The organism is Amycolatopsis nalaikhensis, from assembly GCF_030264295.1.
Classification (GTDB): domain Bacteria; phylum Actinomycetota; class Actinomycetes; order Mycobacteriales; family Pseudonocardiaceae; genus Amycolatopsis; species Amycolatopsis nalaikhensis.
Genome location: NZ_CP127173.1, coordinates 6,273,052 through 6,296,438, shown reverse-complemented (window position 1 = coordinate 6,296,438; position 23,387 = coordinate 6,273,052). Strand labels below are relative to the sequence as shown.

At 70.8% G+C, this 23,387-nt stretch carries 29 protein-coding genes, 1 tRNA gene and 1 pseudogene; 17 read left to right on the top strand and 14 right to left on the bottom strand.

Annotation, left to right across the window (positions count from 1 at the left end; translation table 11 throughout):
• Positions 1–83 precede the first annotated feature (83 nt).
• From QP939_RS30850 to QP939_RS30840, 3 genes are read right to left on the bottom strand one after another with little or no spacing between them, the layout of a single operon-like run.
• The gene (locus tag QP939_RS30850) at positions 84–455 is read right to left on the bottom strand and encodes a winged helix-turn-helix transcriptional regulator (RefSeq protein WP_285449690.1); all 372 of its coding nucleotides are present in this window, start codon (positions 453–455) and stop codon (positions 84–86) included.
• Positions 456–495: 40 nt separating this feature from the next.
• Positions 496–1,071 (bottom strand): TetR/AcrR family transcriptional regulator, encoded by a 576-nt coding sequence (locus QP939_RS30845; RefSeq protein ID WP_352252766.1) that lies wholly within the window; start codon positions 1,069–1,071, stop codon positions 496–498.
• A 57-nt stretch (positions 1,072–1,128) separates the two neighbouring features.
• Positions 1,129–1,569: an SRPBCC family protein gene (locus QP939_RS30840; protein ID WP_285449688.1), complete on the bottom strand. Its 441-nt coding sequence runs from the start codon at positions 1,567–1,569 to the stop codon at positions 1,129–1,131.
• Between the two features lie 23 nt (positions 1,570–1,592).
• Here QP939_RS30840 and QP939_RS30835 point away from each other — a divergent pair, with 23 nt between their 5' ends.
• The 5 genes from QP939_RS30835 (at position 1,593) to QP939_RS30815 (ending at position 4,918) form a co-directional block, all read left to right on the top strand.
• On the top strand, positions 1,593–2,138 hold the full coding sequence (locus QP939_RS30835) for a TetR/AcrR family transcriptional regulator (RefSeq protein WP_285449687.1): 546 nt from the start codon (positions 1,593–1,595) through the stop codon (positions 2,136–2,138).
• Between the two features lie 67 nt (positions 2,139–2,205).
• Positions 2,206–2,610 (top strand): hypothetical protein, encoded by a 405-nt coding sequence (locus QP939_RS30830; RefSeq protein ID WP_285449686.1) that lies wholly within the window; start codon positions 2,206–2,208, stop codon positions 2,608–2,610.
• Complete coding sequence (locus QP939_RS30825) at positions 2,607–2,789, top strand: hypothetical protein (protein ID WP_285449685.1); 183 nt, start codon at positions 2,607–2,609, stop codon at positions 2,787–2,789. The genes QP939_RS30830 and QP939_RS30825 overlap by 4 nt, the downstream gene beginning before the upstream one ends.
• Positions 2,790–2,834: 45 nt before the next feature.
• Positions 2,835–3,521, top strand: coding sequence for a response regulator transcription factor (locus tag QP939_RS30820; protein WP_285449684.1), 687 nt, complete (start codon positions 2,835–2,837; stop codon positions 3,519–3,521).
• Positions 3,518–4,918 (top strand): sensor histidine kinase, encoded by a 1,401-nt coding sequence (locus tag QP939_RS30815; RefSeq protein WP_285449683.1) that lies wholly within the window; start codon positions 3,518–3,520, stop codon positions 4,916–4,918. The genes QP939_RS30820 and QP939_RS30815 overlap by 4 nt, the downstream gene beginning before the upstream one ends.
• Before the next feature lie 54 nt (positions 4,919–4,972).
• On the opposite strand, the gene QP939_RS30810 is transcribed toward QP939_RS30815, so the two are convergent.
• Positions 4,973–5,929, bottom strand: coding sequence for a hypothetical protein (locus tag QP939_RS30810; protein WP_285449682.1), 957 nt, complete (start codon positions 5,927–5,929; stop codon positions 4,973–4,975).
• A gap of 194 nt (positions 5,930–6,123) precedes the next feature.
• Here QP939_RS30810 and QP939_RS30805 point away from each other — a divergent pair, with 194 nt between their 5' ends.
• From QP939_RS30805 to QP939_RS30780, 6 genes are all read left to right on the top strand, one after another.
• Positions 6,124–7,029 carry a LysR family transcriptional regulator gene (locus QP939_RS30805; protein ID WP_285449681.1) on the top strand — a complete coding sequence of 302 codons (906 nt, stop codon included), beginning with the start codon at positions 6,124–6,126 and terminating at the stop codon, positions 7,027–7,029.
• A 110-nt stretch (positions 7,030–7,139) separates the two neighbouring features.
• The gene (locus QP939_RS30800; protein WP_434219587.1) at positions 7,140–8,288 is read left to right on the top strand and encodes a CaiB/BaiF CoA transferase family protein; all 1,149 of its coding nucleotides are present in this window, start codon (positions 7,140–7,142) and stop codon (positions 8,286–8,288) included.
• Positions 8,289–8,335: 47 nt separating this feature from the next.
• Complete coding sequence (locus QP939_RS30795; RefSeq protein WP_285449679.1) at positions 8,336–9,079, top strand: crotonase/enoyl-CoA hydratase family protein; 744 nt, start codon at positions 8,336–8,338, stop codon at positions 9,077–9,079.
• A complete protein-coding gene (locus QP939_RS30790; RefSeq protein ID WP_285449678.1) occupies positions 9,076–9,822 on the top strand; it encodes an acetoacetate decarboxylase in 747 nt (248 codons plus the stop codon). Before QP939_RS30795 ends, QP939_RS30790 begins: the two co-directional genes overlap by 4 nt.
• Positions 9,819–10,724: a 3-hydroxyacyl-CoA dehydrogenase NAD-binding domain-containing protein gene (locus QP939_RS30785; protein ID WP_285449677.1), complete on the top strand. Its 906-nt coding sequence runs from the start codon at positions 9,819–9,821 to the stop codon at positions 10,722–10,724. Before QP939_RS30790 ends, QP939_RS30785 begins: the two co-directional genes overlap by 4 nt.
• 1 nt (position 10,725) lies before the next feature.
• Positions 10,726–11,916 (top strand): acyl-CoA dehydrogenase family protein, encoded by a 1,191-nt coding sequence (locus QP939_RS30780; protein WP_285449676.1) that lies wholly within the window; start codon positions 10,726–10,728, stop codon positions 11,914–11,916.
• 5 nt (positions 11,917–11,921) lie between these two features.
• Here the strand turns inward: QP939_RS30780 and QP939_RS30775 are convergent, their stop codons facing one another.
• Both QP939_RS30775 and dprE2 read right to left on the bottom strand, forming a co-directional pair.
• Positions 11,922–13,118: an LCP family protein gene (locus QP939_RS30775; protein WP_285449675.1), complete on the bottom strand. Its 1,197-nt coding sequence runs from the start codon at positions 13,116–13,118 to the stop codon at positions 11,922–11,924.
• A gap of 205 nt (positions 13,119–13,323) precedes the next feature.
• Entirely contained in the window at positions 13,324–14,067 is a 744-nt protein-coding gene (dprE2, locus tag QP939_RS30770; RefSeq protein ID WP_285449674.1) for a decaprenylphospho-beta-D-erythro-pentofuranosid-2-ulose 2-reductase, read from the bottom strand.
• Positions 14,068–14,107: 40 nt separating this feature from the next.
• Here dprE2 and QP939_RS30765 point away from each other — a divergent pair, with 40 nt between their 5' ends.
• Positions 14,108–15,097, top strand: a complete 990-nt coding sequence (locus QP939_RS30765) for an RNA polymerase subunit sigma-70 (protein ID WP_285449673.1) — start codon at positions 14,108–14,110, stop codon at positions 15,095–15,097.
• Positions 15,098–15,305: 208 nt separating this feature from the next.
• Here the strand turns inward: QP939_RS30765 and QP939_RS30760 are convergent, their stop codons facing one another.
• Both QP939_RS30760 and QP939_RS30755 read right to left on the bottom strand, forming a co-directional pair.
• Positions 15,306–15,569 (bottom strand): WhiB family transcriptional regulator, encoded by a 264-nt coding sequence (locus QP939_RS30760; RefSeq protein ID WP_285449672.1) that lies wholly within the window; start codon positions 15,567–15,569, stop codon positions 15,306–15,308.
• A 191-nt stretch (positions 15,570–15,760) separates the two neighbouring features.
• The gene (locus QP939_RS30755; RefSeq protein ID WP_285449671.1) at positions 15,761–16,393 is read right to left on the bottom strand and encodes an endonuclease; all 633 of its coding nucleotides are present in this window, start codon (positions 16,391–16,393) and stop codon (positions 15,761–15,763) included.
• 159 nt (positions 16,394–16,552) lie between these two features.
• Here QP939_RS30755 and QP939_RS30750 point away from each other — a divergent pair, with 159 nt between their 5' ends.
• On the top strand, positions 16,553–17,032 hold the full coding sequence (locus QP939_RS30750; protein ID WP_285449670.1) for an RNA polymerase sigma factor: 480 nt from the start codon (positions 16,553–16,555) through the stop codon (positions 17,030–17,032).
• A 5-nt stretch (positions 17,033–17,037) separates the two neighbouring features.
• Positions 17,038–17,775 (top strand): sigma-70 family RNA polymerase sigma factor, encoded by a 738-nt coding sequence (locus QP939_RS30745; protein ID WP_285449669.1) that lies wholly within the window; start codon positions 17,038–17,040, stop codon positions 17,773–17,775.
• Here QP939_RS30745 and QP939_RS30740 read toward each other — a convergent pair.
• Positions 17,776–18,610 (bottom strand): annotated as a pseudogene (locus QP939_RS30740) (LysR substrate-binding domain-containing protein). It abuts the gene before it with no gap.
• A gap of 96 nt (positions 18,611–18,706) precedes the next feature.
• Here QP939_RS30740 and QP939_RS30735 point away from each other — a divergent pair.
• Together QP939_RS30735 and QP939_RS30730 are read left to right on the top strand one after the other, a co-directional pair.
• Positions 18,707–19,684, top strand: a complete 978-nt coding sequence (locus QP939_RS30735; protein WP_285449668.1) for a bile acid:sodium symporter family protein — start codon at positions 18,707–18,709, stop codon at positions 19,682–19,684.
• A 65-nt stretch (positions 19,685–19,749) separates the two neighbouring features.
• Positions 19,750–20,271 carry a dihydrofolate reductase family protein gene (locus QP939_RS30730; protein WP_285449667.1) on the top strand — a complete coding sequence of 174 codons (522 nt, stop codon included), beginning with the start codon at positions 19,750–19,752 and terminating at the stop codon, positions 20,269–20,271.
• A 1-nt stretch (position 20,272) separates the two neighbouring features.
• Here QP939_RS30730 and QP939_RS30725 read toward each other — a convergent pair whose 3' ends face one another.
• The 3 genes from QP939_RS30725 to QP939_RS30715 form a co-directional block, all read right to left on the bottom strand.
• The gene (locus QP939_RS30725) at positions 20,273–21,106 is read right to left on the bottom strand and encodes a hypothetical protein (protein WP_285449666.1); all 834 of its coding nucleotides are present in this window, start codon (positions 21,104–21,106) and stop codon (positions 20,273–20,275) included.
• A 2-nt stretch (positions 21,107–21,108) separates the two neighbouring features.
• Positions 21,109–21,249 carry a hypothetical protein gene (locus QP939_RS30720; RefSeq protein ID WP_285449665.1) on the bottom strand — a complete coding sequence of 47 codons (141 nt, stop codon included), beginning with the start codon at positions 21,247–21,249 and terminating at the stop codon, positions 21,109–21,111.
• Positions 21,250–21,381: 132 nt separating this feature from the next.
• Positions 21,382–21,654 (bottom strand): hypothetical protein, encoded by a 273-nt coding sequence (locus tag QP939_RS30715; protein ID WP_285449664.1) that lies wholly within the window; start codon positions 21,652–21,654, stop codon positions 21,382–21,384.
• Between the two features lie 188 nt (positions 21,655–21,842).
• Between QP939_RS30715 and QP939_RS30710 the strand changes: the two genes are divergently transcribed.
• Positions 21,843–21,916: transfer RNA gene (locus QP939_RS30710), tRNA-Ile, on the top strand.
• 98 nt (positions 21,917–22,014) lie between these two features.
• Here the strand turns inward: QP939_RS30710 and QP939_RS30705 are convergent.
• Both QP939_RS30705 and QP939_RS30700 read right to left on the bottom strand, forming a co-directional pair.
• On the bottom strand, positions 22,015–22,596 hold the full coding sequence (locus tag QP939_RS30705) for a dihydrofolate reductase family protein (RefSeq protein ID WP_285449663.1): 582 nt from the start codon (positions 22,594–22,596) through the stop codon (positions 22,015–22,017).
• Positions 22,593–23,384: a metalloregulator ArsR/SmtB family transcription factor gene (locus tag QP939_RS30700; protein WP_285449662.1), complete on the bottom strand. Its 792-nt coding sequence runs from the start codon at positions 23,382–23,384 to the stop codon at positions 22,593–22,595. Before QP939_RS30700 ends, QP939_RS30705 begins: the two co-directional genes overlap by 4 nt.
• Between the last annotated feature and the right edge of the window lie 3 nt (positions 23,385–23,387).

Below are 23,387 nucleotides of genomic sequence, written 5' to 3'. Positions count from 1 at the left end.
GGCGGCGGCGGGGCATGGATGGAGCACCGAAGGCGGCCTTGGTTGCGTCAGACGCACCGAAGGTCGCCTTGGGGCGCTTGGGGCTAGGCGGAAGCCGGAGTGTGCTCCGCGTCGTAGGCGTCCCGGGCTTCCTGAACGGCCGCCATGTGCCGCCGCGCCCACTGGTCCAACATGTCCAGCGGCTCGGACAAGTTCCGCCCCAACGCCGTCAGCTCGTACTCGACCTTCGGCGGGATGGTCGCGTAAGCCGTGCGCGTGAGGATCCCGTCCCGCACCAGACTCCGCAGCGTCTGCGTGAGCACCTTCTGCGAAATCCCGTCCACCCGCCGCGCGATCTCGGTGAACCGCAGCGGCCCGTCCTTCACCGCCCCGACGATCAGCACCGTCCACTGATCGCCGATGCGGTCGAGGAGCTGGCGGGTGGGGCAGTTGCGGTCGTACGGATCGGCCAGCACAGGGCACCCCCTCACTTTCCCGGAGAGAGTAACACGCGATTCAGGCCGTGGGCGCCAGCAGCGCGTCGAACAGGATCCGCAGGTGACGACGCCCTCGCTCCCAGCGCGCCTCCAGCTCCTCCTGGTCCCGCGTTGCCCACGAGGCGATCAAGATCCCGCGCACCACGTCCATCGCCGTGTACACCGCGTGCAGGAACTCGTGGTGCCCCGCGTGCTCCGGCAGCAACGCCCGGCCGAACTCGACCAAACTGGACGTCGCGATCGGCTCGACCGCCGCCATCTGGCGGCGCAGCTCCGGGTCCGGTCGGGCCGCCACCCACAGCTCCACCGTCGCCGAGAACACCGGTCCCTGGTGCATCTCCCACATCAGCTGCAGCGCGTCGCCCACCGGGTCCGTCGACGCCCGGAGCCGGTCCAGCTCGGCCATCGCCACTTCCGTGCGCTTCGCCGCCAGGTGCCGGATCGCCGACGTCACCAGGTCCGCCTTCGTCGGGAAGTGGTGCACCTGCGCGCCGCGCGTGACGCCCGCCCGCTCGGCCACCCGGGTGGTCGTCGTGCCCGCGTAGCCGTACTCGACCAGGCAGTCGACCGTCGCGTCGAGCAGCCTCACCCGCATCGCCGCGCTGCGTTCCTCCTGCGTGCGGCCGGTCGATCCCCGTGGCATGCGCCCACTTTATGGGGCCACGCGCGCCTCGGTCGCGGCGACCAGCCCGGCCACCACCCGCTTGATGAACACACCCAGCACCCGCCGGTAGAACCAGCCGGTGCCGGGGATCTTCGCGGTGAACGTCGAGTGCCAGTGGATCTCGGTGCCGCCGTCGCGCGGCGAAAGGTCCACATACGCGACGTAGTCCCGCAGCGGCAGGCCGTGCTCCAGCGCGTAGCCGAACCGGCGACCCGGCTCGAGCGCGACGATCTTCTCGTACGAACGGGTCCGCCCGGTCCGGAACAGGCGGATCGCGCCCAGGCCCTCCGGCTCGTCGTCACCCGGGCGGACCAGCTCGAACGACCCCAGCGGCGACCACGTCGGCCAGCTCGCGCCGTCGCGGAGGAGCTCGTACACGGTGTCAGCCGGTGCGGATGTCCGGCCGCGGACCGAAATTCTCTGTACCATTTGGTACGTGTACCATTTGGTACATGATCGACGCAAGCCCGCGCGCGAAGCTCCTCGACGCGGCGATCGAGCACATCGCCCACCACGGCGGCGCGGGCAAGAGCCTGCGGGCGCTGGCCGCCGACCTCGGCACCAGCCACCGCATGCTCATCTACCACTTCGGCTCCAAGGAAGGCCTGCTCACGGCGGTGGCGCGCGAGGTCGAGGCGCGGCAGCGGGCGGCCCTGGCGGACCTCGACCCGGCGAACGCGGGCCGGGAGTTCTGGCGGCGCCTCACCGACGAAAGCCTGCGCGCCAACGAAAAGCTCTTCTTCCAGCTCTACGGCCAGGCCCTCGGCGGCACGCCGGGCACGACCGAGCTGCTCGACGGCGTCGTCGACGACTGGCTCGGCCCGGTCGAAGCCCTGCTCGCCGCGGCCGGGGTCCCCGAAGCCGACCGGAAGGCCCACGCGCGGCTCGGCCTGGCCGTGGCCCGCGGGCTGCTGCTCGACCTCGTCACGACCGGCGACCGCGAAGCCGTCGACGCCGCCATGGAGCGGTTCATCGCCCTTACAGAGCCCGAACACTAGGCGGACACCGTCCGAACACCGCCGCGCGAAGGTTCTCCCGTACCCCGAACGGAGACGAGGAGACACGATGCGAGGAACCACCTGGACGCGGCTGGCGCTGGCGGGCTGCGGAAGCGCGGCTTGCCTGCTGGTGGCGGCGCCGCTGGCCTCGGCCCAGACCACGTCGCCGGCGCCCGTCGCGCCGATCACGCTCAGCCCGGAGGAGTCGCAGCAGGTGTGCGGCGACTGGGTGCCGAAGCTGCAGAAGCGGGCCGACAACCTGAAGCAGCGGATCACCGGCGGCGCCGAGATCAGCGGTTCGGTCGCCAACCTCAAGGCGCGGGCCGCCGACCAGCGCGCGAAGGGCCACACCCAGCGCGCCGACCAGCTCGACCAGCGCGCCACCAAGCGCCAGGGCCGGATCGGCGAGCTGGACGCGGCCAAGCAGAAGCTCGACGCCTTCGCGTCCGCGCACTGCAAGCCGGCCAAGTGAGGCGCGCGCGGGTCGCGGCGGCGGTCGGCGCCGCCGCGCTGATCGCGCTCGGCTGCTCGGCCTGCCGCGACAACCTGATGGACTCGCCCGGCCAGTCGAGCGTGCCGAGCGAGCTGAGCGGGATCGACTCGACGCTCAACAGCATCGAGACCGACATGAACAGCGATGGCACGCCCTGACGGCGTAGCGTCTCCGCGGGACTGACGGCGGAGACGGGAGCTGGCATGGGGTCACCGGGACGCGGCCTCGTCCTCGTGGTCGAGGACGAGGCCGCGATCGCCGAGCTGGCGACGCTCTACCTCAAGCGCGACGGCTTCGGCGTGCACGTCGAGCCCGACGGCGGGAAGGCGCTGGACGCGGTCCGGCGCCTCAAGCCGGTGGCGATCGTGCTCGACATCGGACTGTCCGGAATGGACGGTATCGAGATCTGCAAAGCCATGCGCGCGGCCGGGGACTGGACGCCGGTCCTGTTCGTCACCGCCCGCGACGACGAGCTGGACCGCCTGCTGGGCCTGGAGATCGGCGCCGACGACTACCTGACGAAGCCGTTCAGCCCGCGCGAGCTGGCGGCCCGGGTCCGGACGGTGCTGCGCCGCGCGTCGGGGGCGACGCCCGCGGCGGAGACGTTCACCGTCGGCGGCGCGCGCGTCGACGTCACCAGCCGCCGGGCGTGGGCGCGCGACGTCGAGATTTCCCTGACGTCGACGGAGTTCGACCTCCTCACGCACCTGCTGCGGCACCCGGGGCAGGTGCTTTCGCGCGACCAGCTGCTCAGCGCGGTGTGGGGCTACGCCGCGGCGGCGGGTACCCGGACGGTGGACGTCCACGTGGCGCAGCTGCGGGCGAAGCTCGGCGACGCGAGTCCGATCAGGACGGTCCGCGGCATCGGCTACGCGGCGGACCCGGCGTGAGGGGCACCCTCGCCGGGCGGATCACGCTGGTGTGCCTGGCGGTCGCGGGGGTGGCGGTGATCGTCGCCGGGCTGGTGGCGGCGCGGCTGATCCGGACCACGGCGGACAACGTGCTGCAGTCGTCGCTGGCCGCGCAGGCCGACGTCGTCGCGTCGCAGCTCGACGAGACGGGCATCGGCAACCGGCTCGGCGTGGGCAAGGTGGCCGACGTCGTGCGCGGGCAGGGCATCTCGGTGGTGGTCCGGCGCGCGGGCGGGCAGGCGACCGGCGAAGGGGTCGCCGTGCAGGCCGCGGGCAAGCTCGGGCTCGGCGCGGACCACTCCGGGCGGGTGACGGTCGCGGGGGCGCAGTACCTGGTCGAGACGCGGGTGGTCGGCCCGCGCGGCGCGGCGTTCGCGCTGGTCCTGCCGGCGCGCAACGCCGAAGCGACGCAGCGGGCACTGGTGCGCAACATCGCACTGGCGCTCGGCATCGGCCTCCTGGTGGCGGCGCTGGCCGGGTTCGTGTCGGGGCGCCTGCTGGGCCGTCCCCTGCGGCGAGCGGCGGCGGCCGCGGGCTCCCTGCGCGCGGGACGGCGCGACGTGCGGGTGCCGGTGGAGGGGCCGCGCGAGGTGGCGGAGGTGGCCGGATCACTGAACTCGCTGGCCGACGCGCTGGCGTCGAGCGAGGCGCGACAACGCGAGTTCCTGCTGTCGGTGTCGCACGAGCTGCGGACGCCGTTGACAGCGGTGACGGGCTTCGCCGAGGCGATCGCGGACGGCGTCGCATCGGGGCCCGACGCGCAGCGGGCCGGGCAGACGATCCAGCGCGAGGCGCAGAGGCTGGAGCGGCTGGTCACGGACCTGCTGGAGCTGGCTCGGCTGGGCGCGGACGAGTTCCGCCTCGACGTCGCGGAGCTGGACCTGGCGGCCCTGGTCCGCGACTGCGCGGAGGTGTGGCAGCTGAGGTGCGCACGCGAGGAGGTCCAGCTGACGGTCTCGGCCCCGGCGGCGGCGGTGCCGGTCCACGCCGACGCCCGGCGGCTGCGCCAGGTGGTCGACGGCCTGGCGGAGAACGCGTTGCGCGTGACGCCTGCCGGTGCCCCGATGGTGTTCGCTTTGGAGGTGTCGGAGGGGGCGGCGCGGTTGTCGGTCCGTGATGGCGGGCCCGGCCTGGCCCCGGAGGACTACCCGGTGGCGTTCGAGCGCGGAGTGCTGAACGCTCGGTATCGCGACCGCCGCCCGGTGGGGTCGGGGATCGGGCTGGCGCTGGTCCACGGCCTGGTGACGCGGATGGGCGGAACTCTCACGGCGGGCCCGGCGCCGGAGGGCGGGGCGGCGTTCACGATCGAGTTCCGTTGGCCGCGTCGACGGCCACCGTCCCCCTGCGCCGCGCTGAAGGGGACGTTCATGGCATGAGGTGAGCTGAAGGGGACTTTCCTCTCATCAGATGCGATGAACGTCCCCTTCAGCTCACGCCACGGAACGGACGGCTGGCGCCGGGAGGGCCGCAGCTGCCGCATATGCGCCCTTGAGTTCTGCGATCACTTCTTCGGGGTCGGTGCGCAGACGGGCGGGCAGCGTCGGCAGCACCAGGACTCCCGCGGCCGCGTAGCGCGCGTTTCTGGACAGAGTCCGCGCGAACCCTTCCGCACCGGCGTGGAAGGCCAGCGAGTCGATTTCCCACGCGAGCCCGACCTGCTCGAACCACGCGTCCGGCTTGCCCAGGTAGGCACCGGAGCGCGAGAAGAGCGGCTTGTTCCACTGTGGCTCCGGTAGCCCGCTTCGCTTCCAGAGACGGACGGCGTCGAGCTCAGCCACCGATTCCGCGCCGCCGGCCATTTCGGCGAGGACCAGACGAGGGACCGCGCTGCCTCGCCGGCTGCCGACCTCCAATTCTTGAATGAGCCGCTCGTACGTCGTGAAGGAACGCTGCACGGCCTCGGTCAAGAGAGCACGAACGGGCCGCAGCTCAGTCATCCGCCGACACCCGTCGAGTACCGCACGGGTCGGTTCGGACACCGGCAAGCCACGTCGGTTGAGCACCTTCGGCATGCGGTGAGTGCGCTCGACGTGCACGTAGTCGTAGTTGTGCAGCCGACGGCCGTGCGGAACGAGCAAATGGACGAGGGTGCACTTCTCCGGCACGTTCCGCAAGCCAAGCGTGCGGCAAGCCTCCGCGCCGGTGAGGATCGCCTCCGGTCCGCCGTAGAGGAGTGCGGCCGCGACCTGCTGCGGACGCGTCGGAGGCGCGTTGGACAGGAGGACGATGCCGGGCAGAAGCCGCGTCCACGGTCCTCCCGGCCCGCATCTCCGGTAAGCCGTTGTCGCGGGCACACCCAGCTCCTCGAGCCGCCGGACCCGGATCACACCGTTGTCGCTGCTGTCCCTGAGCACTTCGGGGTCGTCGCCCCAATGACCGGCCTTCACACCACCATCGTCATCACGACCATGGGCGTGCCCGCCAGACCCGGATCGAAGACCTGTGGATAACCGGGGTGATGTGGACAGAGCTGAAGGGGACGTTCATGGCATGAGATGAGCTGAAGGGGACTTTCCTCTCATCAGATGCGATGAACGTCCCCTTCAGCCCGCCCGTCCGTGACCGGCCGTAGGGTCGGGGCATGGAGATGCTGCACCTGCGCTACTTCGTCGCCGTCGCTGAGGAGCTCAACTTCTCCGCCGCCGCTCGGAAGCTGCATATGGCCGCCTCTCCGCTCAGTCAGCGGATCAAGGATCTCGAACACGAACTCGGGCAGCAGCTCTTCGACCGCAGCACCCACCACGTGCGGCTCACGCCCGCCGGGGCCGCCCTGCTCCCCCTCGCGCGTGACGTGCTCGACCAGGTCAGCGCCATCCCGTGGAAGCTCGAAGAAGCCGTTCGGCCGCAGCGGCGGACCGTTTTCCTCGGCATGCCCGCCGGGGTGCACCCCGATCTCCGGGACCGCGTCAACGCCCTCGCCGAACGGGTCAAGGCGCGCTACGAACTGAAACGCTGGCCCGGCACCACCGCCGATCTCGTGCAGGGCGTGCACGACGGGAAGCTCGCCCTCACCCTGGCCCGGCTGCCCGTCACCGATCCCGCGCTCGACCAGGTGCCCGTCATGTCCGAACGACTCGGGGCCGTCGTGCCCGCCGACCTCTTCGCCGGGCGGGAGTCCGTCTCGCTCGGGAAGCTCGCCCAATTCCCCTACGTCGCCTCGCCCGGTGAAATCACGCCCGCCTATTTCGACCAGCTCGACCACCAGTTGAGCGAACTTGGCGTCAAGAAACGCATCCGGCTGACGAACACCGGTTACGGCGGCACGTCCGAAATCATTTCCAGCGGCGAGGCCTTTTCCATTTCCATGCTCGACGCCAAGTCGCCGATGCACGGCTACCGGCTCGACAACGTCATCGTGCTGCCCTTCACCGACTTCCGGCCCCAGCTCGACACCGGCCTGCTCTGGCGCCGCGACCGCACCGACGGTGACCTGCACGACCTCGTCGAAGCCGCGAAAGAGATCTTCGCCGAACCCATCAGCACCTGACAACAATGGTGTGACCGCTGCGGTCGTACCATTGTTCGTATCATGATCATTCCCTTTCCGCACCACCGCGACTAACTTCGGAAGCGAAGGAACAAGGTGCGAAAGGACGAATGATGACGGACATCACCGGCCCCCTCGACGGCGTGCGCGTGATCGACCTCTCGACCGTGGTCATGGGCCCGTACGCGGCCCAGATCCTCGGCGACCTCGGCGCCGACGTGATCAAGATCGAGTCCCCCGCCGACACCGTGCGGGTGGGCAGCTACCGCACCACGCCGGGCATGACCCCGCTGAACCTCAACGTCAACCGCAACAAGCGCAGCGTCGTCCTCAACCTCAAGGACGAGACCGAGCGCGAGCAGGCCCTCAAGCTCATCGACACCGCCGACGTGCTGATCACCAACATGCGCCCCGGCGCCCTGAGCCGCCTCGGCCTGAACTACGCCGACGTCGCCGAGCGCAACTCGCGGCTCGTCTACGCCCACGCGCAGGGCTTCCGCGGCGACTCCCCGCAGGCCGGCAACGCCGCCTACGACGAGACCGTGCAGGCCTCCTCCGGCCTGGTCGACGTCGCCCACCGCGCGCTCGGCGAGCCGGTCTACCTGCCGACGATCATCGGCGACAAGGTGTCGTCGCTGACCATCGCCTACAGCGTGCTCGCCGCGCTGGTGCACCGGGACCGGACCGGGCAGGGCCAGCAGATCGAGATCCCGATGACCGACACGCTCCTCGCGTTCAACCTGGTCGAACACCTCGCGGGCCACACCTACGAGCCCGCCGAGGGCCCGACCGGGTTCGGGCTGTCGATGACGAAGGGCCACGCCACGGTCCGCACCAAGGACGGCCTCGCCTGCGTCATCCCCTACAACCCGAAGAACTTCCGCGACTTCTTCGCCGCCGCCGGGCGGCCGGACCTCGCCGCGGACCCGCGCGTCAACGGCGAGGCCATCGACCGCACCGACAACGAGTGGCTGACCGAGCAGATCGCCGCCTGCGCCCCGGCGCTGACCACCGACGAGTGGGCCGAGGTCTGCGCGAAGCACAGCATCCCGATGGCCCCGGTGCTGGAGCTGGACAAGGCACACGAGGACCCGTACGTCCGCGACGGCCACCTGCTCGACACCGTCGAGCACCCGACCGAGGGCACCATCCGCACGGTCGGCATCCCGGTGAAGTTCTCCGCGACGCCCGGCTCGATCCGCCGCCTGGCCCCGCTGGCCGGGCAGGACACCGCCGAAGTCCTCGCCGAGTTGGTCTGAACCAGTGTCACTTTCCCTACGAAAGTGGCGCCCTGGGAAGGGGAGTCATGAGTGAAGTACGCACTGAACCGGTCGGCAGCACCCTGCTGATCACCATTGACCGGCCCCGAGCCCGGAACGCCGTCAACGCCGCCGTCGCCTCGCAGCTGGCCGCCGCGCTGGACGAGTTGGAAGGCGATTCCGCGTTGCGGGCGGGCGTTCTCACCGGTGCCGATGGCACCTTCAGCGCCGGGATGGATCTCAAGGCCGCGCTCAAGGGCGAATCCCCGGAGATCCCGGGACGCGGGTTCGGCGGCCTGACCGAAGCCGAACTGAGCAAGCCGCTGATCGCCGCCGTCGAAGGGTTCGCCATGGGCGGCGGGTTCGAACTCGCGCTGGGTTGTGACCTGATCGTCGCCGCCGAGAACGCGAAGTTCGGCCTCCCCGAGGTCAAGCGTGGGCTGATCGCCGCCGGGGGCGGGGTGCTCCGGCTGCCGAAGCGGATCCCGCACCACCTGGCGATGGAGGTCCTGCTCACCGGCGAGCCGATGACCGGCCGCCGGGCCAGGGACCTGGGCCTGGCGAACCGCGTGACACCCGAGGGTGACGCCGCCGCCGTCGCGCTCCAGCTGGCCGAGCAGCTCGCCGCGAACGCGCCGCTCGCGCTGGCCGCCGTCAAGAAGATCGTGCGCGCCGCGGATCCCGAGGCCGCGCAACGCGAAGAGATCGAGAAGCTGATGCAGTCCGCCGACGTCCGCGAGGGCATGACCGCCTTCGCCGAGCGCCGCGCTCCGAAGTGGACAGGCGAATGAAGATCGAAGAAGTCCGACAGCACGTGACCACTCCCCTGACCGCCCCGGCGTTCGCGCCGGTGGTGCCGAGGTTCACCGACCGCGAGTACCTGAACATCGTCTACCGCACCGACGCCGACGCCCTCCGCGCCGTCGTCCCGGAGCCGCTGAAGGTCGAAGAACCGTTGGTGCGCTTCGAAGTCATGAAGATGGGCGACGTCTCCGGCTACGGCCCGTACACCGAGTCCGGCCAGGCGATCGAAGTCAGCTTCGACGGCGAGCGCGGCGAGTACCTGCACGCGATGTACCTCGACAACTTCCCGGCGACCGCGTCCGGGCGCGAGGTCAGCGCCTACCCCAAGACCGTGGGCAGCCCGAAGCTCTATGTCGACAACGGCGTCCTCGTGGGCACGCTGGACTACGGGACGCTCCGGGTCGCCACCGCGACCATGGGCTACAAGCACCACGAGCTGGACGCCCGCGAGGCCGAGCGCCAGATCACCGTCCCGACGTTCATGCTCAAGACGATCCCGGGCTACGACGGCGCCCCGCGCGTACAGGAACTGGTCCGCACCGAGATCACCGACGTCGTGGTCAAGGAGGCCTACACCGGCCCCGCGCGGCTGCAGCTGTTCCAGCACGTCCTGGCCCCGCTGGCGGACCTGCCGGTGCTCGAGGTCGTCTCCGCGAGCCACATCCGCACCGACCTGACGCTCGCCCCGGTCAAGCCGGTCTTCGACTACCTGAAGGGAGCGCGGTCATGAAGAACGCAGCGGTCATCGGCGCCGGAACCATCGGCCTGTCCTGGACGGCGCTGTTCGCGAGCCACGGCTTGACCGTCCGGGTCACCGACCCCCGCCCCGACCTCGCCGAGGCCGTCGAAAGCGCGCTGAAGACGTTCGCCCCGCACCTCGGCACCACCGCCGAGGACCTGACGAGCCGCGTCCACCTCGCCCAAGACGTCACTGAATCAGTGAAAGAAGCGGATGTGGTGCAGGAGAACGGGCCGGAGAACGTCGAGTTCAAAAAGGACCTGTTCGCGAAGCTCGTCGAGGAAGTGCCGGAGGACGCCCTGCTGCTGAGTTCGTCCAGCGCCATCCCGTCCACGGCCTTCACCGAGGGGATCGACGGCCGCCGTGTCCTCATCGGACACCCGTTCAACCCGCCGCACCTCATCCCCCTGGTCGAGGTCGTCCCGGGCGAGCAGACCAGCGAGGAGGCCGTGACCAGGGCCGTCGAGTTCTACGCCGCCCTCGGCCGGACGCCGGTCGTGGAACGCAAGGAGATGCCCGGCTTCGTGGGCAACCGGCTGCAGAACGCGCTCAGCCGCGAGGCCATCTACCTCGTCGAACAAGGGGTCGTGACGCCGGAAGAACTCGACAAGGTCATCACGAACTCGCTCGGGATCCGCTGGGCGACCGTCGGGCCGTTCCTCGGCTCGCACCTCGGTGGCGGCCCCGGCGGCTACCGGCACATGGCCGAGCACATCGGCAAGTCCATGAAGAAGATGTGGGCCGGCCTGGGCACCCCCAGCCAGAGCCCCGAAGAGCAGGAACGGCTCATCGAAGCCGTCGAACAGGCTTACGGCTCCTCCACGTACTCGGACCTGGCCGAGACGCGCGACCGCAAGCAGCTCGCCGTTCTGCACGCAGTGGAGGAGAACTGAGATGGAACCCCTGACCGACAAGCTGACCGCCGACTTCTACGACTTCGAGGCGCTGCTGCCCGACGACGAGCGCAAGCTGCTCGTCAAGGCGTGCGAGTTCATGACCCACGACGTCAAGCCGCTGGTCAACGAGAACTGGGAAGCCGGGACCTTCCCGAAGGAACTGATCGGGATGTTCCGCGGCTCCGGGCTCGCGGGCCTGCCCTACGAGGGCTACGGCGAGCATCAGCCCGCCGTCAGCCACCTGCTCACCGGCATGATGGCGATGGAGATGAGCCGCACCGACGCGTCGGTGGCGACGTTCTTCGGTGTCCACAACGGACTCGCGATGTACTCCATCTACAGTGGCGGGAGCCAGGAACAGCGCGACCGCTGGCTGCCCGAGATGGCGGCGATGGACAAGATCGGCGCGTTCGCGATGACCGAGCCGCTCGGCGGGTCCGATGTGGCCGGTGGGATGCGCACGACCGCCAAGCGGGACGGCGACACCTGGGTCCTCGACGGCGCCAAGAAGTGGATCGGCAACGCGACCTTCGCCGACTACGTCGTGGTGTGGGCGCGGGACGTCGACGACAACCACGTCAAGGGATTCGTCGTCGAGAAGGGCACGCCGGGCTTCGTGCCGGAGAAGATCCAGGGCAAGACTGCGTTCCGGATCGTCGAGAACGCCGAGATCACCCTGACCGGCGTCCGCGTGCCGGAGGCGAACCGGCTGCAGGGCATCAACGGCTTCCGCGACGTCGCCGAGATCCTGCGCGCCACTCGCGGCGGCGTCGCGTGGCAGGCGCTCGGCGTGATGATCGGCGCCTACGAGGCCGCGCTCGCCTACGCCAAGGAGCGGCAGCAGTTCGGCCGCCCGATCGCGCGGTTCCAGCTGGTGCAGGACCTGCTCGTGAAGAGCCTCGGCAACATCACCGCGTCGTGGGGCATGCTGGTGCAGCTCGCCCGGCTGCAGGACGCGGGGATCTTCAAGGACGAGCACTCGTCGCTGGCCAAGGCGTTCGTGACGGCGCGGATGCGTGAGGTCGTCGCCTGGAGCCGGGAGATCTTCGGCGGCAACGGGATCGTGCTCGGCTACGACGTCGCGCGGTTCTTCGCCGACGCCGAAGCGATCTACTCCTTCGAGGGCACGCGCGAGATGAACACCCTGATCGTCGGCAAGGCGATCACCGGGCAGTCCGCGTTCGTGTAAAGAAATCAGTTCACGCAGCCGGCGGCCGAGGTGGCCGTCGGCTGCTTGGCGTCGGCGGTCTTGGTGGCCGTCGCCGCGACCGGCTTCACGCCGCCGATCGAGTCGTCGCCCGACGCCTGGACCGCGGGCGTGCTGATCGCGGTGCGCACGAACTGCTGGACCTGCGCCGGGTCGACCTTCACCGCGTCGCCGTCGGACGGCGTCTGCAGCGACAGGCTCTGCACCGGGATCGTGACGAACGCGATCGCGCCCGACGTCATCCCGCGCAGCTGCTGCGCGAAGCTCAGGACGTCCCAGCCCTTGTCGAGCACGACCGCGCCCTGCACCGCGCTGACCAGCGAGTTCAGCTTGGAGACGTCGGTGAACGTGCCCGCGTTGAGGACCTTCTTCGCCATCCCGGACAGGAACGCCTGCTGCCGCGCGATCCGGTCGAGGTCGCCGTTGGCCAGGCCGTGGCGCTGCCGGACGAACGCGAGCGCCTGCGCGCCGGACAGCGTCTGCGGCCCGGCCGGGAAGTCCGCGCCGGAGTAGCTGTCGTGCACCGGCTCCTTGAGGCACACCTCGACGCCGCCGACGGCCTGCGACAGCGCGTCGAACCCGGCGAGGTTGATCGCCGCGTAGTGGTTGATCGTCAGCCCGGTGAACTTCTCGACGGTCTGGATCGCCGTCTTCGCGCCCGCCGCGTTGGCCGCGACCTCCAGCTGCGGGCCGCTCAGGCCCTGGGCGCGCAACCCGGACATCGCGGCGTTCTTGCCGCGGCTGTACGCCGAGTTGATCTTGTGCTTGCCGTACCCGCCCGCGATGTCCACATAGGAGTCGCGCGGGATCGAGATGGCGGTGGCCGCCGCCCCGCCCGCCGGGATGTGCACGACGATCATCGTGTCGGTGGTGTCGCCGCCGTCGTCGCCGCTTCCGGCGTGCAACGCGTCGAGCACGTTCTGCGGCAACGGGTTCCCGTACGCGTCGGTCCGGGCGTCGATCCCGACGAGCAGGATGTTCTGGGCGACCTTCAGCGGTTCGCCGGGAACGGTGTCTTCCTCGTCGACCTGCGCGGAAGGCGGGATGACGTCGGCGGTGACGATGCCGGCGTCCAGTTTGCTCAGCTGCGACCAGGCGTACCCGGTGGCGGCGAGCACCAGCGTCGACACGACGCCGAGCGCGACGCGCCCGCCGATGCGGCGCCCCCGGGACGACAGCAGCACGACTCTTCCCCTTGCTTCCCTCTGGTGAACCTCCGACCCCGTATTCGAGGATCACCGCCGTAGCTGGGAATCAGCTGAGAAAGTTGTCGAAAACCTGTGACGCTGCCCGATCGGCCGATCCGGAACGAGCCCTTCGGCCGATTTCCGCGACGGACCGTACCGGCGCGGGCACGCGGAAGTGCTGTGGCCGTGGCCACAGCGGCCGCTAGCGCGGCATCCGCCGCCAGAGGGCGCGTGGCAGCAGGCGCATCGCGAAGAAGACCGGCCGGAGCACCCCGGGCACCCAGACGACCCCGCGGCCGCGGCGCAACGCGGCGACCGTCGCGTCGGCGACCTGGTCCGGCGTGCTGGAGAACGGTGCGGGCGACATCCCTTCGGTCATCCGGCCGATCACGAAACCCGGCCGGACGAGCAGCAAGTGGACACCGGTGCCGTGCAGCGCGTCGGCGAGCCCGCACGCGAAGCCGTCCAGCCCGGCCTTCGCCGAGCCGTAGACGTAGTTCGCGCGGCGCACGCGCACCCCCGCGACCGACGAGAACACGACCAGGCTGCCGTGGCCCTGCTCGCGCAGCAGGTTCGCCGCGTGGGTCAGAACTCCGACCTGGGCGACGTAGTCCGTGTGCACGATCGCCGCCGCGTGGGCCGCGTCCCGCTCCGCTCGCGCCTGGTCGCCGAGGATGCCGAACGCCAGCACGACCACCTCGAGCGGGCCGTGGGCCGCCGCCACCTCCGCCAGGAACGGGCCGTGCGCGGCAAGGTCGTCGGCGTCGAACTCGGCCGTTTCCACGGTCTCGGCGCCGGCTTCGCGCAGCGCGGCCACCTCCGCGGTCAGGTCCGCGCCCGGCCGTGCCGCCAGCACGAACCGCCGCGTGTCGCCGTTGACCAGCCGTTTTGCCACGGCCAGCCCGATCTCACTGCGTCCGCCGAGCACCAGCACCGTTCCGCTCATGGCGGCAGTCTCCCAGCCCCGGGTGCGCTAGCGTGCCCGGGTGGGTCCGGACTTCGAGACGCTCGTCGCGCGGCACCGCCGGGAAATCCAAGTGCACTGCTACCGGATGCTCGGCTCGCTGAGCGACGCCGAAGACCTCGCGCAGGAGACGTTCCTCCGCGCGTGGAAGGCCCGTGACGGCTTCGAAGGCCGGGCGAGCGCGCGCACCTGGCTGTACCGGATCGCGACGAACGCGTGCCTCGACGTCCTCGCCCGGCGGCCGCGGCGGGTCCTGCCCGACCAGCTCGGGCCGTCCGGGGAACCGGACGGGCCGATCGCCGCCGTCGACCTCCCGTGGCTCGAGCCGTACCCGGACCGGCTGCTCGACGTCGTCGCGCCGGACGACCCGGGTGCCGCCGCGGTCGAGCGCGAAACCATCGAGCTCGCCTACCTCGCCGCCCTCCAGCACCTGCCGCCGCGGCAGCGGGCGACGCTGGTCCTGCGCGACGTGCTCGGGTGGTCGGCCAAGGAAACGGCGGCCCAGCTGGAAACGAGCGTCGCGTCGGCGAACAGCGCGCTGCAGCGGGCCCGCGCGACCCTGCGTGAGCGGCTGCCCGCCCACCGTGCCGAGTGGACGGCCGCCGACCCGACGGCCACGGAAACCGCGCTGCTCAAGCGGTTCATCGCCGCCTACGAACAAGGCGACCCCGGCGCCGTGGCCCGGCTGCTGCACGAAGACGCCCAGGCGGTCATGCCGCCCTACGCGCTGTGGTTCGGCAGCCGCGACGCGATCGTCAAGGCGCTTTCGCTGTCCATGGACCCGGCCTCACCGCACTGCGTCGGACGGTTCCGGATGCTGCCGACCCGGGCCAACCGCCAGCCCGCGGTCGCGACGTACCTTCGGCGGCCTGGGGAAACCCGGTTCCGCTGGTTCGGCGTCACCCTGCTCACGGTCGAGCACGGCTTGGTGTCGGCGATGGCGGCGTTCGAGTCCGCCACCGCGAAAGCCTGGGACCTGCCCGAAACCTGGCCGGGCGACTCGGCACGATGACCACGGGAGCGTGACGGCTGCCCGACCGCCCGTGACCGGCGCGGGGCGGCGACCGTGCGCCGCGCACGAAGGAATGGCAGCAAAAAACCCGGGTGGGTGATTCACGCGGGAATCACCCACCCGGGCACGCGTTGGCCCGGAACCGTATTTCTCCGGAATCGCGTTTGTTTTCGCTCGAGACCGCCGGGAGGAAGTCACCGGCAGGCGTTCAGGCGGCTCGGTGCCGCTGCGGTGCGGTGCGCACCAGCCGGCGCCGTTCGACCGCCGTGGTGCCGCCGAAGACGCCGTGGTCGAGGCCGTTGTCGAGCGCGTAGCCGAGGCATTCGGCGCGCACCGGGCAGCGCGCGCACACGGCCTTCGCCTGCGCCGTCTGCCGGGCGCCGGGGCCGACCTCGGAGATCGGGAAGAACAGTTCCGGGTCCTCGTCCTTGCAGGCCGCGAGTTCCGCCCAGCCCGTCATCGTGGCTTCCATTTCCTTCGTTCACCTCCCTATGCGTTCTGTTTCCCATTGTCATGGCGCGTCAACCGACTTGACCGCGGCGGGCGCGCGAGCGCATCCGCGTGGGTCAAGGAGGTTTTGGCTTCGGTCCCCGGCTCACCCTCCGGGCAACCAAGACTGCAACACACGAGAGTACGCCCTTCTTCCCGGTATCTCGATGTCGATCACGTCACTCGATCGGCCAGTCCGCGCTCCAGCGAGACCCGGACCAGCGCCGCGGCGAGCAGCGCCAGGTCGTCGTCCCGCACCAGCTTCGCGAGCTTGCCCGGCTGCGTCGGCAGGCCGAGCTTTTCCGCACCCCGCAAGGCTTTCCCGTCGAGGTGCGGGCGAAACTCCGGCCACACCAACTGGACCTCCCTGGTGAAGATCTCGGCACCGGTCGGCCCCAGCCGGGGCACCTTCCGCAGGAGCCCCGCCAGTGTCCGGAATTCGCCGTTCGCGGCCTCGCGCACCCGTCTCAGGTCGCCGCCGTACTCGTCGAGGACGTACTTCGCGCCTTCGCCGAGCGCAGTCGCCGTCTGTTCGTCGTAACGCTTGTAGTGCGCGCGGCCGAGGGCGTCGACCCGCTGCTGCCATGTCGCGTCCGCCATGCCCTTGGCCGTGCCCATCCCCGCGGCCTGCAGCTCACGGGCGGCGTCGACGGCGATGCCCGCCTTGATCCGGGTCGAGAGCAGCACCGACAGCACCAGCAGCCGGTACAGCGGCGCCGGCTTGTCGGCGAGCTTGATCCCGGCCTCCGCGGCGTACGTCGGGCCGGCCTCCCGCAGGAGGCGCTGGATCGTGTCTCGCTGGGTCATCGAGATCGGGTACCCGAGATCTCCGCCCCCATACGTCACCGCGCGTCACCGAAGGGACGCGGACCATTACTCCTACCGGGCAGTCTTGATCGGATCGTTACACGTGGCGGTCACCTCGCCGCTCCTGTTCCAGTGGAGGCGAGGGGTGGTGAGGGGCCCGTGTGCGGTCGGGACGAGTTCGACGCGTTCTTCCGCGCCGACTTCGCGCCGCTGGTGGCGTTCCTGTGCAAGGCCGGGTTCGAGGTGGAGACCGCCCGCGACGTCGCCGCCGAGGCGATGCTGCACCTGCTGGAGGCCTGGCCGACCGCCGAAGACCCGCGGGCCTGGGTCCGCCGCGTCGCCGGGCGGCTGCTCGCCGCGCCGGCCGACGCCCGCACGGACTGGTCACTGGCCGGCGACCCGCGGGACGACGAAAAGCTCGCCGCGCTGGCCGACCAGCACGCGGACCTGCTCGGCCTGCTCGCGGCCCTGCCCGGCCAGCAGCGGATGGTGCTGGCCTGGTCCCTCGACGGCTTCACCCCGGCCGAGATCGCGAAGGCGCTGCGGATCGCACCCGCGACCGTCCGCTCCAACCTCCGCCACGTGCGCGAACGCCTCCGGCGGCACCGCACCGGCGACCAGCCCGACAGGGAAAGGTGAGCACCATGCCGGCAACCGAGTACGGGGATCGGGCGACCACCGAGCTGCTGCGCGAGGCCAACACGGCGTTGCACGACTCGCTGCGCGTCGGCCTCGACGTCGAGGGCACCCTGCTGCGGGTGCGCAGCCGCGCCCTCGTGCGGGAGATCGCCGCGAGCCAGCTGCCCACGGCGTTCCCGGCCCACTGGCGACGCCACGACGAGCCGGTCGCCGACGCGATCGCCGGCGACGAAGCCGCGACGGCCCGCCTGCTCGCCACCATCCGCCCGCTGGTCGTCCGCTACTGCCGGGCCCGCGTCGGCCGCCACGACCGCTCGTTCACCTCGGCCGACGACGTCGCGCAGGAGGTCTGCCTCGCCGTGCTCACCGCGCTGCCGTCCTACCGCGACCAGGGCCGCCCGTTCCTCGCGTTCGTCTACGGCATCGCCCAGCACAAGGTCGCCGACGCGCACCGCGCCGCGGCCCGCAACCGCACCGACCCGGTCCCCGAGATCCCGGACAGCGTCTCCGAAGCCGACGGGCCGGAGCAGCGGGTCCTGCGGTTCGAGCTCAACGAGCGGCTGGTCCGGCTGCTGGACGTCCTGCCCGCGAAACAACGCGAGATCGTCGTGCTGCGGGTGGTCGTCGGGCTGTCCGCGGAGGAGACGGCCGCGGCGGTCGGCTCGACGCAGGGCGCGGTCCGCGTCGCCCAGCACCGCGCGCTCGCCCGGCTCCGAAGACTCCTGACCGGCGAAGAGGACTGATCAGCGCCGCACGCGGTCGAGGACGAACCGCTCCAAGGCCGCGGCCGGTCCCTCCGTCGATTCACGCGCCAGCAGCATGAACTCGATGTCGCCCGGCTCGGGCAGGCCGTCGAGCTCGACGAGGTCCGCCGGGACGAGGCTGCGCGCGTGCAGCGTGACGCCCAGCCCGGCCGCCGCCGCGGCCCGTAGCCCGGTGAGGCTCGACGTCTGGCACGCGGCCCGCCACTCCAGGCCCGCGCGTTCGAGGCACTCCACCGCGAGCTGCCGCGTGATCGAGGGCATCGGGTACTGCACGAGCGGCACCGGCTCCCCCGGCTCGAGCACCGTGGCCGCCGAGCCGATCCAGACCAGCGGCTCCCGCCAGAGCAACCGTCCGTGGTGCGCACCCGGACGGCGCTTGCCCAGCACCAGGTCCAGCTGCCCGGCGCGCAGCCGCTGCGCCAGGACGTCCGAGAAGCTCGACGGTCAGTTCGACGTCGACCAGCGGATGACTGCGGCGCAGCCGGTGCAGGATCTCCGGCAGTTCGCCGAGCGCGAAGTCTTCGGAGACGCCGAACCGCACGCGGCCGCGCAGCTCGGCGCCGCGGAAGTGCCGCTCCGCGCGCTCTTCGGTGTCCACAATGGTCTGTGCGAAGCCCAGCATCGCCTGCCCGCGCGCGGTGAGTTCGACGGTGTGGGTGTCCCGGGCGAAGAGCAGCCCGCCGGCGTCGCGCTCGAGGCGCCGGACGTGCTGGCTGACGGTGGGCTGGCCGACGCCGAGGCGCCGCGCGGCCGCGGTGAAGCTGCGCGTCTCGGCAACAGCGAGGAACGAACGGCACAGGCGCGGGTCCAGCACGGACGCAGCTTATCGCGATTCGCGATGACAGTCAGTCCGGTCATCGGGGTTCACAATGAGCGTGGTTTCGCCGAGAATTCCTGTGGAAGGAGATCCATGTCCCGGTTCCGGCTAGACCCGTTCGTCCTCGCGATCCTCGCCACCGTCGGCGTCGCCACCCTCCTGCCCGCGTCCGGCGTGGTCGCCGACGGGTTCGGCACGGCCACGACGGTCGCGGTGGGGCTGCTGTTCTTCCTGTACGGCGCGCGGCTGTCCACCCAGGAAGCCCTCGAGGGGTTGCGGCACTGGCGGTTGCACGCAGTGGTGCTCGCGGCGACGTTCGTCCTGTTCCCGCTGCTCGGCCTGGCGCTGTTCCTGCTGCCGCCGTCCGTGCTGCCCGCCCAGCTCGCCGCCGGGGTGCTGTTCCTGGCGGTGCTGCCCTCGACGGTGCAGTCGTCGATCGCGTTCACCTCGATCGCCCGCGGCAACGTCGCGGCCGCGATCTGCAGCGCGTCGCTGTCCAACCTGGCCGGGATCGTGCTGACGCCACTGCTGGTGGCGCTGCTGCTGGCGGGCGACGGCGCCGGGGTCGACGGCTCGGCCGTGCTCGGGATCGTGCTGCAGCTGCTGGCCCCGTTCGTGGCCGGCCAGCTCGCGCGGCGCTGGATCGGCGCGTGGATCACCCGCAACTCCGCGCCGCTCAAGCTGTTCGACCGCGGGTCGATCCTCCTGGTCGTCTACACGGCGTTCAGCGCGGGCATGACCGAAGGAATCTGGCACCGCCTCGACGTCGGCCACCTGCTGGTGCTCCTGGTGGTGTGCGGCGTGCTCCTCGCGGCGGTGCTGGCCGCGACCGGCTGGGGCGCGCGCCTGCTCGGCTTCGCCCGCGCCGACCGGATCACCATCGTGTTCTGCGGGTCGAAGAAGAGCCTGGCCAGCGGGCTGCCGATGGCGACGGTGCTGTTCGGGCACGCCCAGGTCGGGCTGATCGTGCTGCCGCTGATGCTGTTCCACCAGATTCAGCTGATCGTCTGCGCGACCATGGCGCGCCGGTACGCCGCTTCCGCGCCGGTCGAGGAGCTCGTCCCGGCCTGACCGATGAGTTTTCCGGGCGCGGGCCGTCGGTACGGGGTGACGAGTCCCTCCCGAAAGGCGGCGCCATGGCCAAGCTGCTCTACCACATCACGATGTCCCTCGACGGCTTCGTCGCCGGCCCCGCCGACGACATGACCTGGCTCGGCGGCCTGCACGCCGGGCCGAACCCGGTCGTCGAGCGGGTGCTCGGCGAGATCGGTGCGGTGCTCATGGGGCATCGCACGTACGCCCCGGCGACGACGGCGGAGGGTGAGGTCTACGGCGGTCGCTGGCGGGGCCCGATCTTCGTCGTGACGCGCGACGCGAAGCCGTCACCGGGCTTCACGCTCATCGAAGATCTCGATGAAGCGGTGGCCCGCGCGTCGGCGGCGGCGGGCGACGGGTACGTCGCGGTGCTCGGCCCCGCGACGGCCCGCCGCTGCCTCGAGGCCGGGCACCTCGACGAAGTGCTGGTGCACGTGGCGCCGATCCTGCTCGGCGACGGCGTCCGGTTGTTCGACCACCCGGGCGGCACCCGCGTCCGGCTGGACCCGGTGGAGCTGAGCAGCGCCGGGCCGATCGGCAACTGCTGGTACCGCGTCGCGTGATTCAGGAACAGCGCCCGGCGAGCCACTTCTTGTAGTCGGGCGTCCAGCTGGTCGCGACGCGCTTCGGCGCGGTCGCGAGGTTGGCCTGCCAGCTCGCCGAGTTCCCGCTCCACGACGGCGGCGGCTCTTCCCACTTCACGGTGTCCGGCCACGACGGGCCGCCGCCGAGAACGGCCGGGAAGGTGCCCGCCGCCACGCGGGACTTCAGGGCCGCGGCGATGTCCGGGTCGTGCGAGTACACCGTGATGGCTTGGCTCTGGTAGCGCTCGCGGACCGGGTCGGTGATCTCGCTCCACGCCTTGGCCTTCACCGCGGCGGAACCGTTGACCAGGAACACTTTCGTCTCGGACTTGATCTCCAGCTCGGCGTACGCGCCCTTCGCGGCGACGTGGTCCAGCCACTGGCGCAGCGAGTAAATGCCTTCGCCCTTGTACGGCCCCCATTGCAGGGTCCGGCCCTGGAGTTTGTCGCTGCCCGAGGACCAGTAGATGTCGGTGATGTTCTTCTTGACCCCGTCGAGGCCGTGCGTCGAAGTGTTGTGCCACATGACGGCCTTGCCACTGACGGTCCCGTCACTGCCGACGGCGACCTTGGTCAGCTGGACGTCGGCCTCGAAGCCGCCGGAGCCCTGGCCGATCAGGGTGTCGACGGCCTTGAAGTTGTTGGGGGCGCGCAGTTGGTCGCGGTCCCAGGGGTTCGCGCCCGTCGGGTAGCCGCCGTGGCTGACGATCACGGGGCAGACCGGGAGGGCGGCTTGCGCTGCTTGTGCTGTGGCTACCCCGGTGAAGGAGGCCGCGGCCACCGCGGCGGCCAGGAGTGTGGATGCGAGTTTCACTTTTATCCCACCAAGACGTTCTTGTAGAAGAGGTTGACGTTGTCGGAGGTGAAGCCCTGCATGACGTGGTGGGACTCGTGGATCATCTTGCCGCGGAACAACGTCCGCCGGGACTGGGCCCGGGCGGTCAGGATGCGGTTCATGGCGCCGAGCCTCCAACGGCCGCGTACATACGCCGTACAAACCGGAATACATCGCGAGTAACGATGACTTCCGGGGCTCACCGACGCGGAACGGAATCCGCCGTCACTACCTTGCCCGCCAACGGTTTCCGCTCACCGAGGCCGCGGCGACGGCTTGCCCAGCTCGTCCGCGAAAATCGCGTCCACCCGCGACCCCGCCCGCGAGAGCGTGCGCGCCGCCGCGCGGATCACCCACCCCAGGGCGCACGCGAACAGCAGCGCCAGGCCGATGGCCGCGGAGTTCGCCACGAGCGCCTCCCGGTACTGGTGCGCGAGGTAGCCCAAGCCCGCCCCCGCGGTGACTGCGTCCAGCAACGCCAGCCGGAACGCCCGGCCGGACCGGGTGGCTTGTGGTGCCGAGGCCATCGCTCACCCTCCCGCCGTTCCGTTCAGCGGTGACGCCCTTGCAACCTAGACGAGCCTGCGCCACCCGGACGCCACTTCAACCTGATTGGCCTACCGGATCTCCCCGGATGGCCGCTGTGATAACTTGGAGCGAACTGGGACTTCTTTGCACACGCAAAATCCTCGTGCCGCCTGCGCGCCGAGGCCAGGGGGCGGTAGCTCAGTTGGTTAGAGCAGGGGACTCATAATCCCTTGGCCGCGGGTTCGAGCCCCGCCCGCCCCACCCGCCCGTCGCTTGCCTTCGGCGACGCTCCCGGCTCCTTCATGTCGCCCGGGGGACAACCCCCGGACCCCCGGCGCCCGTGTGGTTCCGTTGGTCTGTCAGCGTGCGCGGTCGTACGTCATCGCCATTTCGCCTTGACCGCCCACCTCGTGGTCGGTCAACGTCCACTTCGATCTCGGCAAGCCCTCTTCGAACAGGCGTTGGCCGCCGCCCGTGATCTCGGGGCACACGATCACGTACAGGCGGTCTACGAGGTCTGCCTTCAGGAGTGGCTTGAGCACGCTTGGGCTGCTGTTGATCAACACCGTGCCCGTCAGGTTCTTGACGATCTCCGCCGCCGGGCCGTTCACCATGCGGGTTCGGTCCCACGGGGACTTCGTCACCGTTGTCGAGAAGACCACCTTTTGGGCGTCCAGGAGCCACTTCGCGTACGTTCGGTCTCGAGGATCCGCCGTCGGGTCGTCGGCCATTCGTGGCCAGAAGTCCATGAAGTGCTCCGCGTTGGCGCGGCTCAGTACCGCCGTTGTCGCCTCCTCGCACATCCGGGCCATGTGGTCGCGGGACACGTCCGTCGTCACGTACGGGATGAACGCCTCGAAGTCGTCGGGGCCCGCCGGGCCGTGGTAGCGGCCGTCGAGTGTCAGGCTCAGGTTCGCTGTTATGCGGCGGCCCCTCGTCATCGGCTTCCTTCCGTCAGTGCTTCCGTGAGGTTGTCGAGGACCTCGTTCCAGCCCGTTTCTATGGCCGCGATCGCCGGGACCGCCGCCACCGTTGTCGCCTCCAGGCGCATGTCCAGGTGCAGGTGCGTGCCCTTCGCCGACTCCGTCAGCTTCAAGTCGTAGTGGGCCGTGAACGACGCCGGCCACGTCACCGACATGTCGAACGTCAGGCGCTCCGGCTCCTCGGCCGCCAGGACCTGACCCTCCGAGCGGTATTCGCCGTCCGCGTCGCGGTAGTCCAGCAGTGCCCGGCCGCCCGGCCGGGGCTCCAGCACGCACGCCGTCACCGTCAGCGGCCTCGGGACCCACCACGACGCCAGCAGCACCGGGTCCACCCAGTAGCGCCAGACCTCCTCGCGCGACGCCTTCAGCGCGCGCTCGAACGTGAAGCCTCGGCCGTCCGCCCAGTGGTCCCCCTCCGCCGCTGCCGACTCCGCCTCTATCGCCGCTCGGTACCGCGCCAGGACCTGCCGCTCCTCCGCGTGGCCCTCCGTGGTTTCCGCCAGCTTTCGCAGGCGGTCCGCCAACGCCGTCAGCGGTTGTGGCTCGAGGGCGTAGACGCGTCTTTGACCGAGGGGGAACACCGTGACCAGGCCCGCTCGGGCGAGCGTCTGGAGGTGCTTGGTGGTTTGGGGTTGGCGCAGGCCCGTCAGCTGGGCCAGCTCACCCACTGAACGCGGGCGCTCCGCCAGCAGCTCCACCAGGCGCCAGCGGGACGCGTCGCCCAACGCTGCCGCCGTGTCGTCCATTCG

Bases quoted from the DNA above. Each gene is read 5' to 3' on its own strand.
- QP939_RS30745 (WP_285449669.1), top strand. From the start codon at position 17,038: ATGCCGGCAACCGAGTACGGGGATCGGGCGACCACCGAGCTGCTGCGC.
- QP939_RS30705 (WP_285449663.1), bottom strand. From the start codon at position 22,596: ATGACGAGGGGCCGCCGCATAACAGCGAACCTGAGCCTGACACTCGAC.
- QP939_RS30805 (WP_285449681.1), top strand. From the start codon at position 6,124: ATGGAGATGCTGCACCTGCGCTACTTCGTCGCCGTCGCTGAGGAGCTC.
- QP939_RS30720 (WP_285449665.1), bottom strand. From the start codon at position 21,249: ATGAACCGCATCCTGACCGCCCGGGCCCAGTCCCGGCGGACGTTGTTC.
- QP939_RS30715 (WP_285449664.1), bottom strand. From the start codon at position 21,654: ATGGCCTCGGCACCACAAGCCACCCGGTCCGGCCGGGCGTTCCGGCTG.
- QP939_RS30735 (WP_285449668.1), top strand. From the start codon at position 18,707: ATGTCCCGGTTCCGGCTAGACCCGTTCGTCCTCGCGATCCTCGCCACC.
- QP939_RS30830 (WP_285449686.1), top strand. From the start codon at position 2,206: ATGCGAGGAACCACCTGGACGCGGCTGGCGCTGGCGGGCTGCGGAAGC.
- QP939_RS30845 (WP_352252766.1), bottom strand. From the start codon at position 1,071: ATGCGGGTGAGGCTGCTCGACGCGACGGTCGACTGCCTGGTCGAGTAC.
- QP939_RS30700 (WP_285449662.1), bottom strand. From the start codon at position 23,384: ATGGACGACACGGCGGCAGCGTTGGGCGACGCGTCCCGCTGGCGCCTG.
- QP939_RS30730 (WP_285449667.1), top strand. From the start codon at position 19,750: ATGGCCAAGCTGCTCTACCACATCACGATGTCCCTCGACGGCTTCGTC.
- dprE2 (WP_285449674.1), bottom strand. From the start codon at position 14,067: ATGAGCGGAACGGTGCTGGTGCTCGGCGGACGCAGTGAGATCGGGCTG.
- QP939_RS30795 (WP_285449679.1), top strand. From the start codon at position 8,336: ATGAGTGAAGTACGCACTGAACCGGTCGGCAGCACCCTGCTGATCACC.
- QP939_RS30785 (WP_285449677.1), top strand. From the start codon at position 9,819: ATGAAGAACGCAGCGGTCATCGGCGCCGGAACCATCGGCCTGTCCTGG.
- QP939_RS30840 (WP_285449688.1), bottom strand. From the start codon at position 1,569: ATGGTACAGAGAATTTCGGTCCGCGGCCGGACATCCGCACCGGCTGAC.
- QP939_RS30755 (WP_285449671.1), bottom strand. From the start codon at position 16,393: ATGACCCAGCGAGACACGATCCAGCGCCTCCTGCGGGAGGCCGGCCCG.
- QP939_RS30790 (WP_285449678.1), top strand. From the start codon at position 9,076: ATGAAGATCGAAGAAGTCCGACAGCACGTGACCACTCCCCTGACCGCC.
- QP939_RS30800 (WP_434219587.1), top strand. From the start codon at position 7,140: ATGATGACGGACATCACCGGCCCCCTCGACGGCGTGCGCGTGATCGAC.
- QP939_RS30820 (WP_285449684.1), top strand. From the start codon at position 2,835: ATGGGGTCACCGGGACGCGGCCTCGTCCTCGTGGTCGAGGACGAGGCC.
- QP939_RS30760 (WP_285449672.1), bottom strand. From the start codon at position 15,569: ATGGAAGCCACGATGACGGGCTGGGCGGAACTCGCGGCCTGCAAGGAC.
- QP939_RS30780 (WP_285449676.1), top strand. From the start codon at position 10,726: ATGGAACCCCTGACCGACAAGCTGACCGCCGACTTCTACGACTTCGAG.
- QP939_RS30835 (WP_285449687.1), top strand. From the start codon at position 1,593: ATGATCGACGCAAGCCCGCGCGCGAAGCTCCTCGACGCGGCGATCGAG.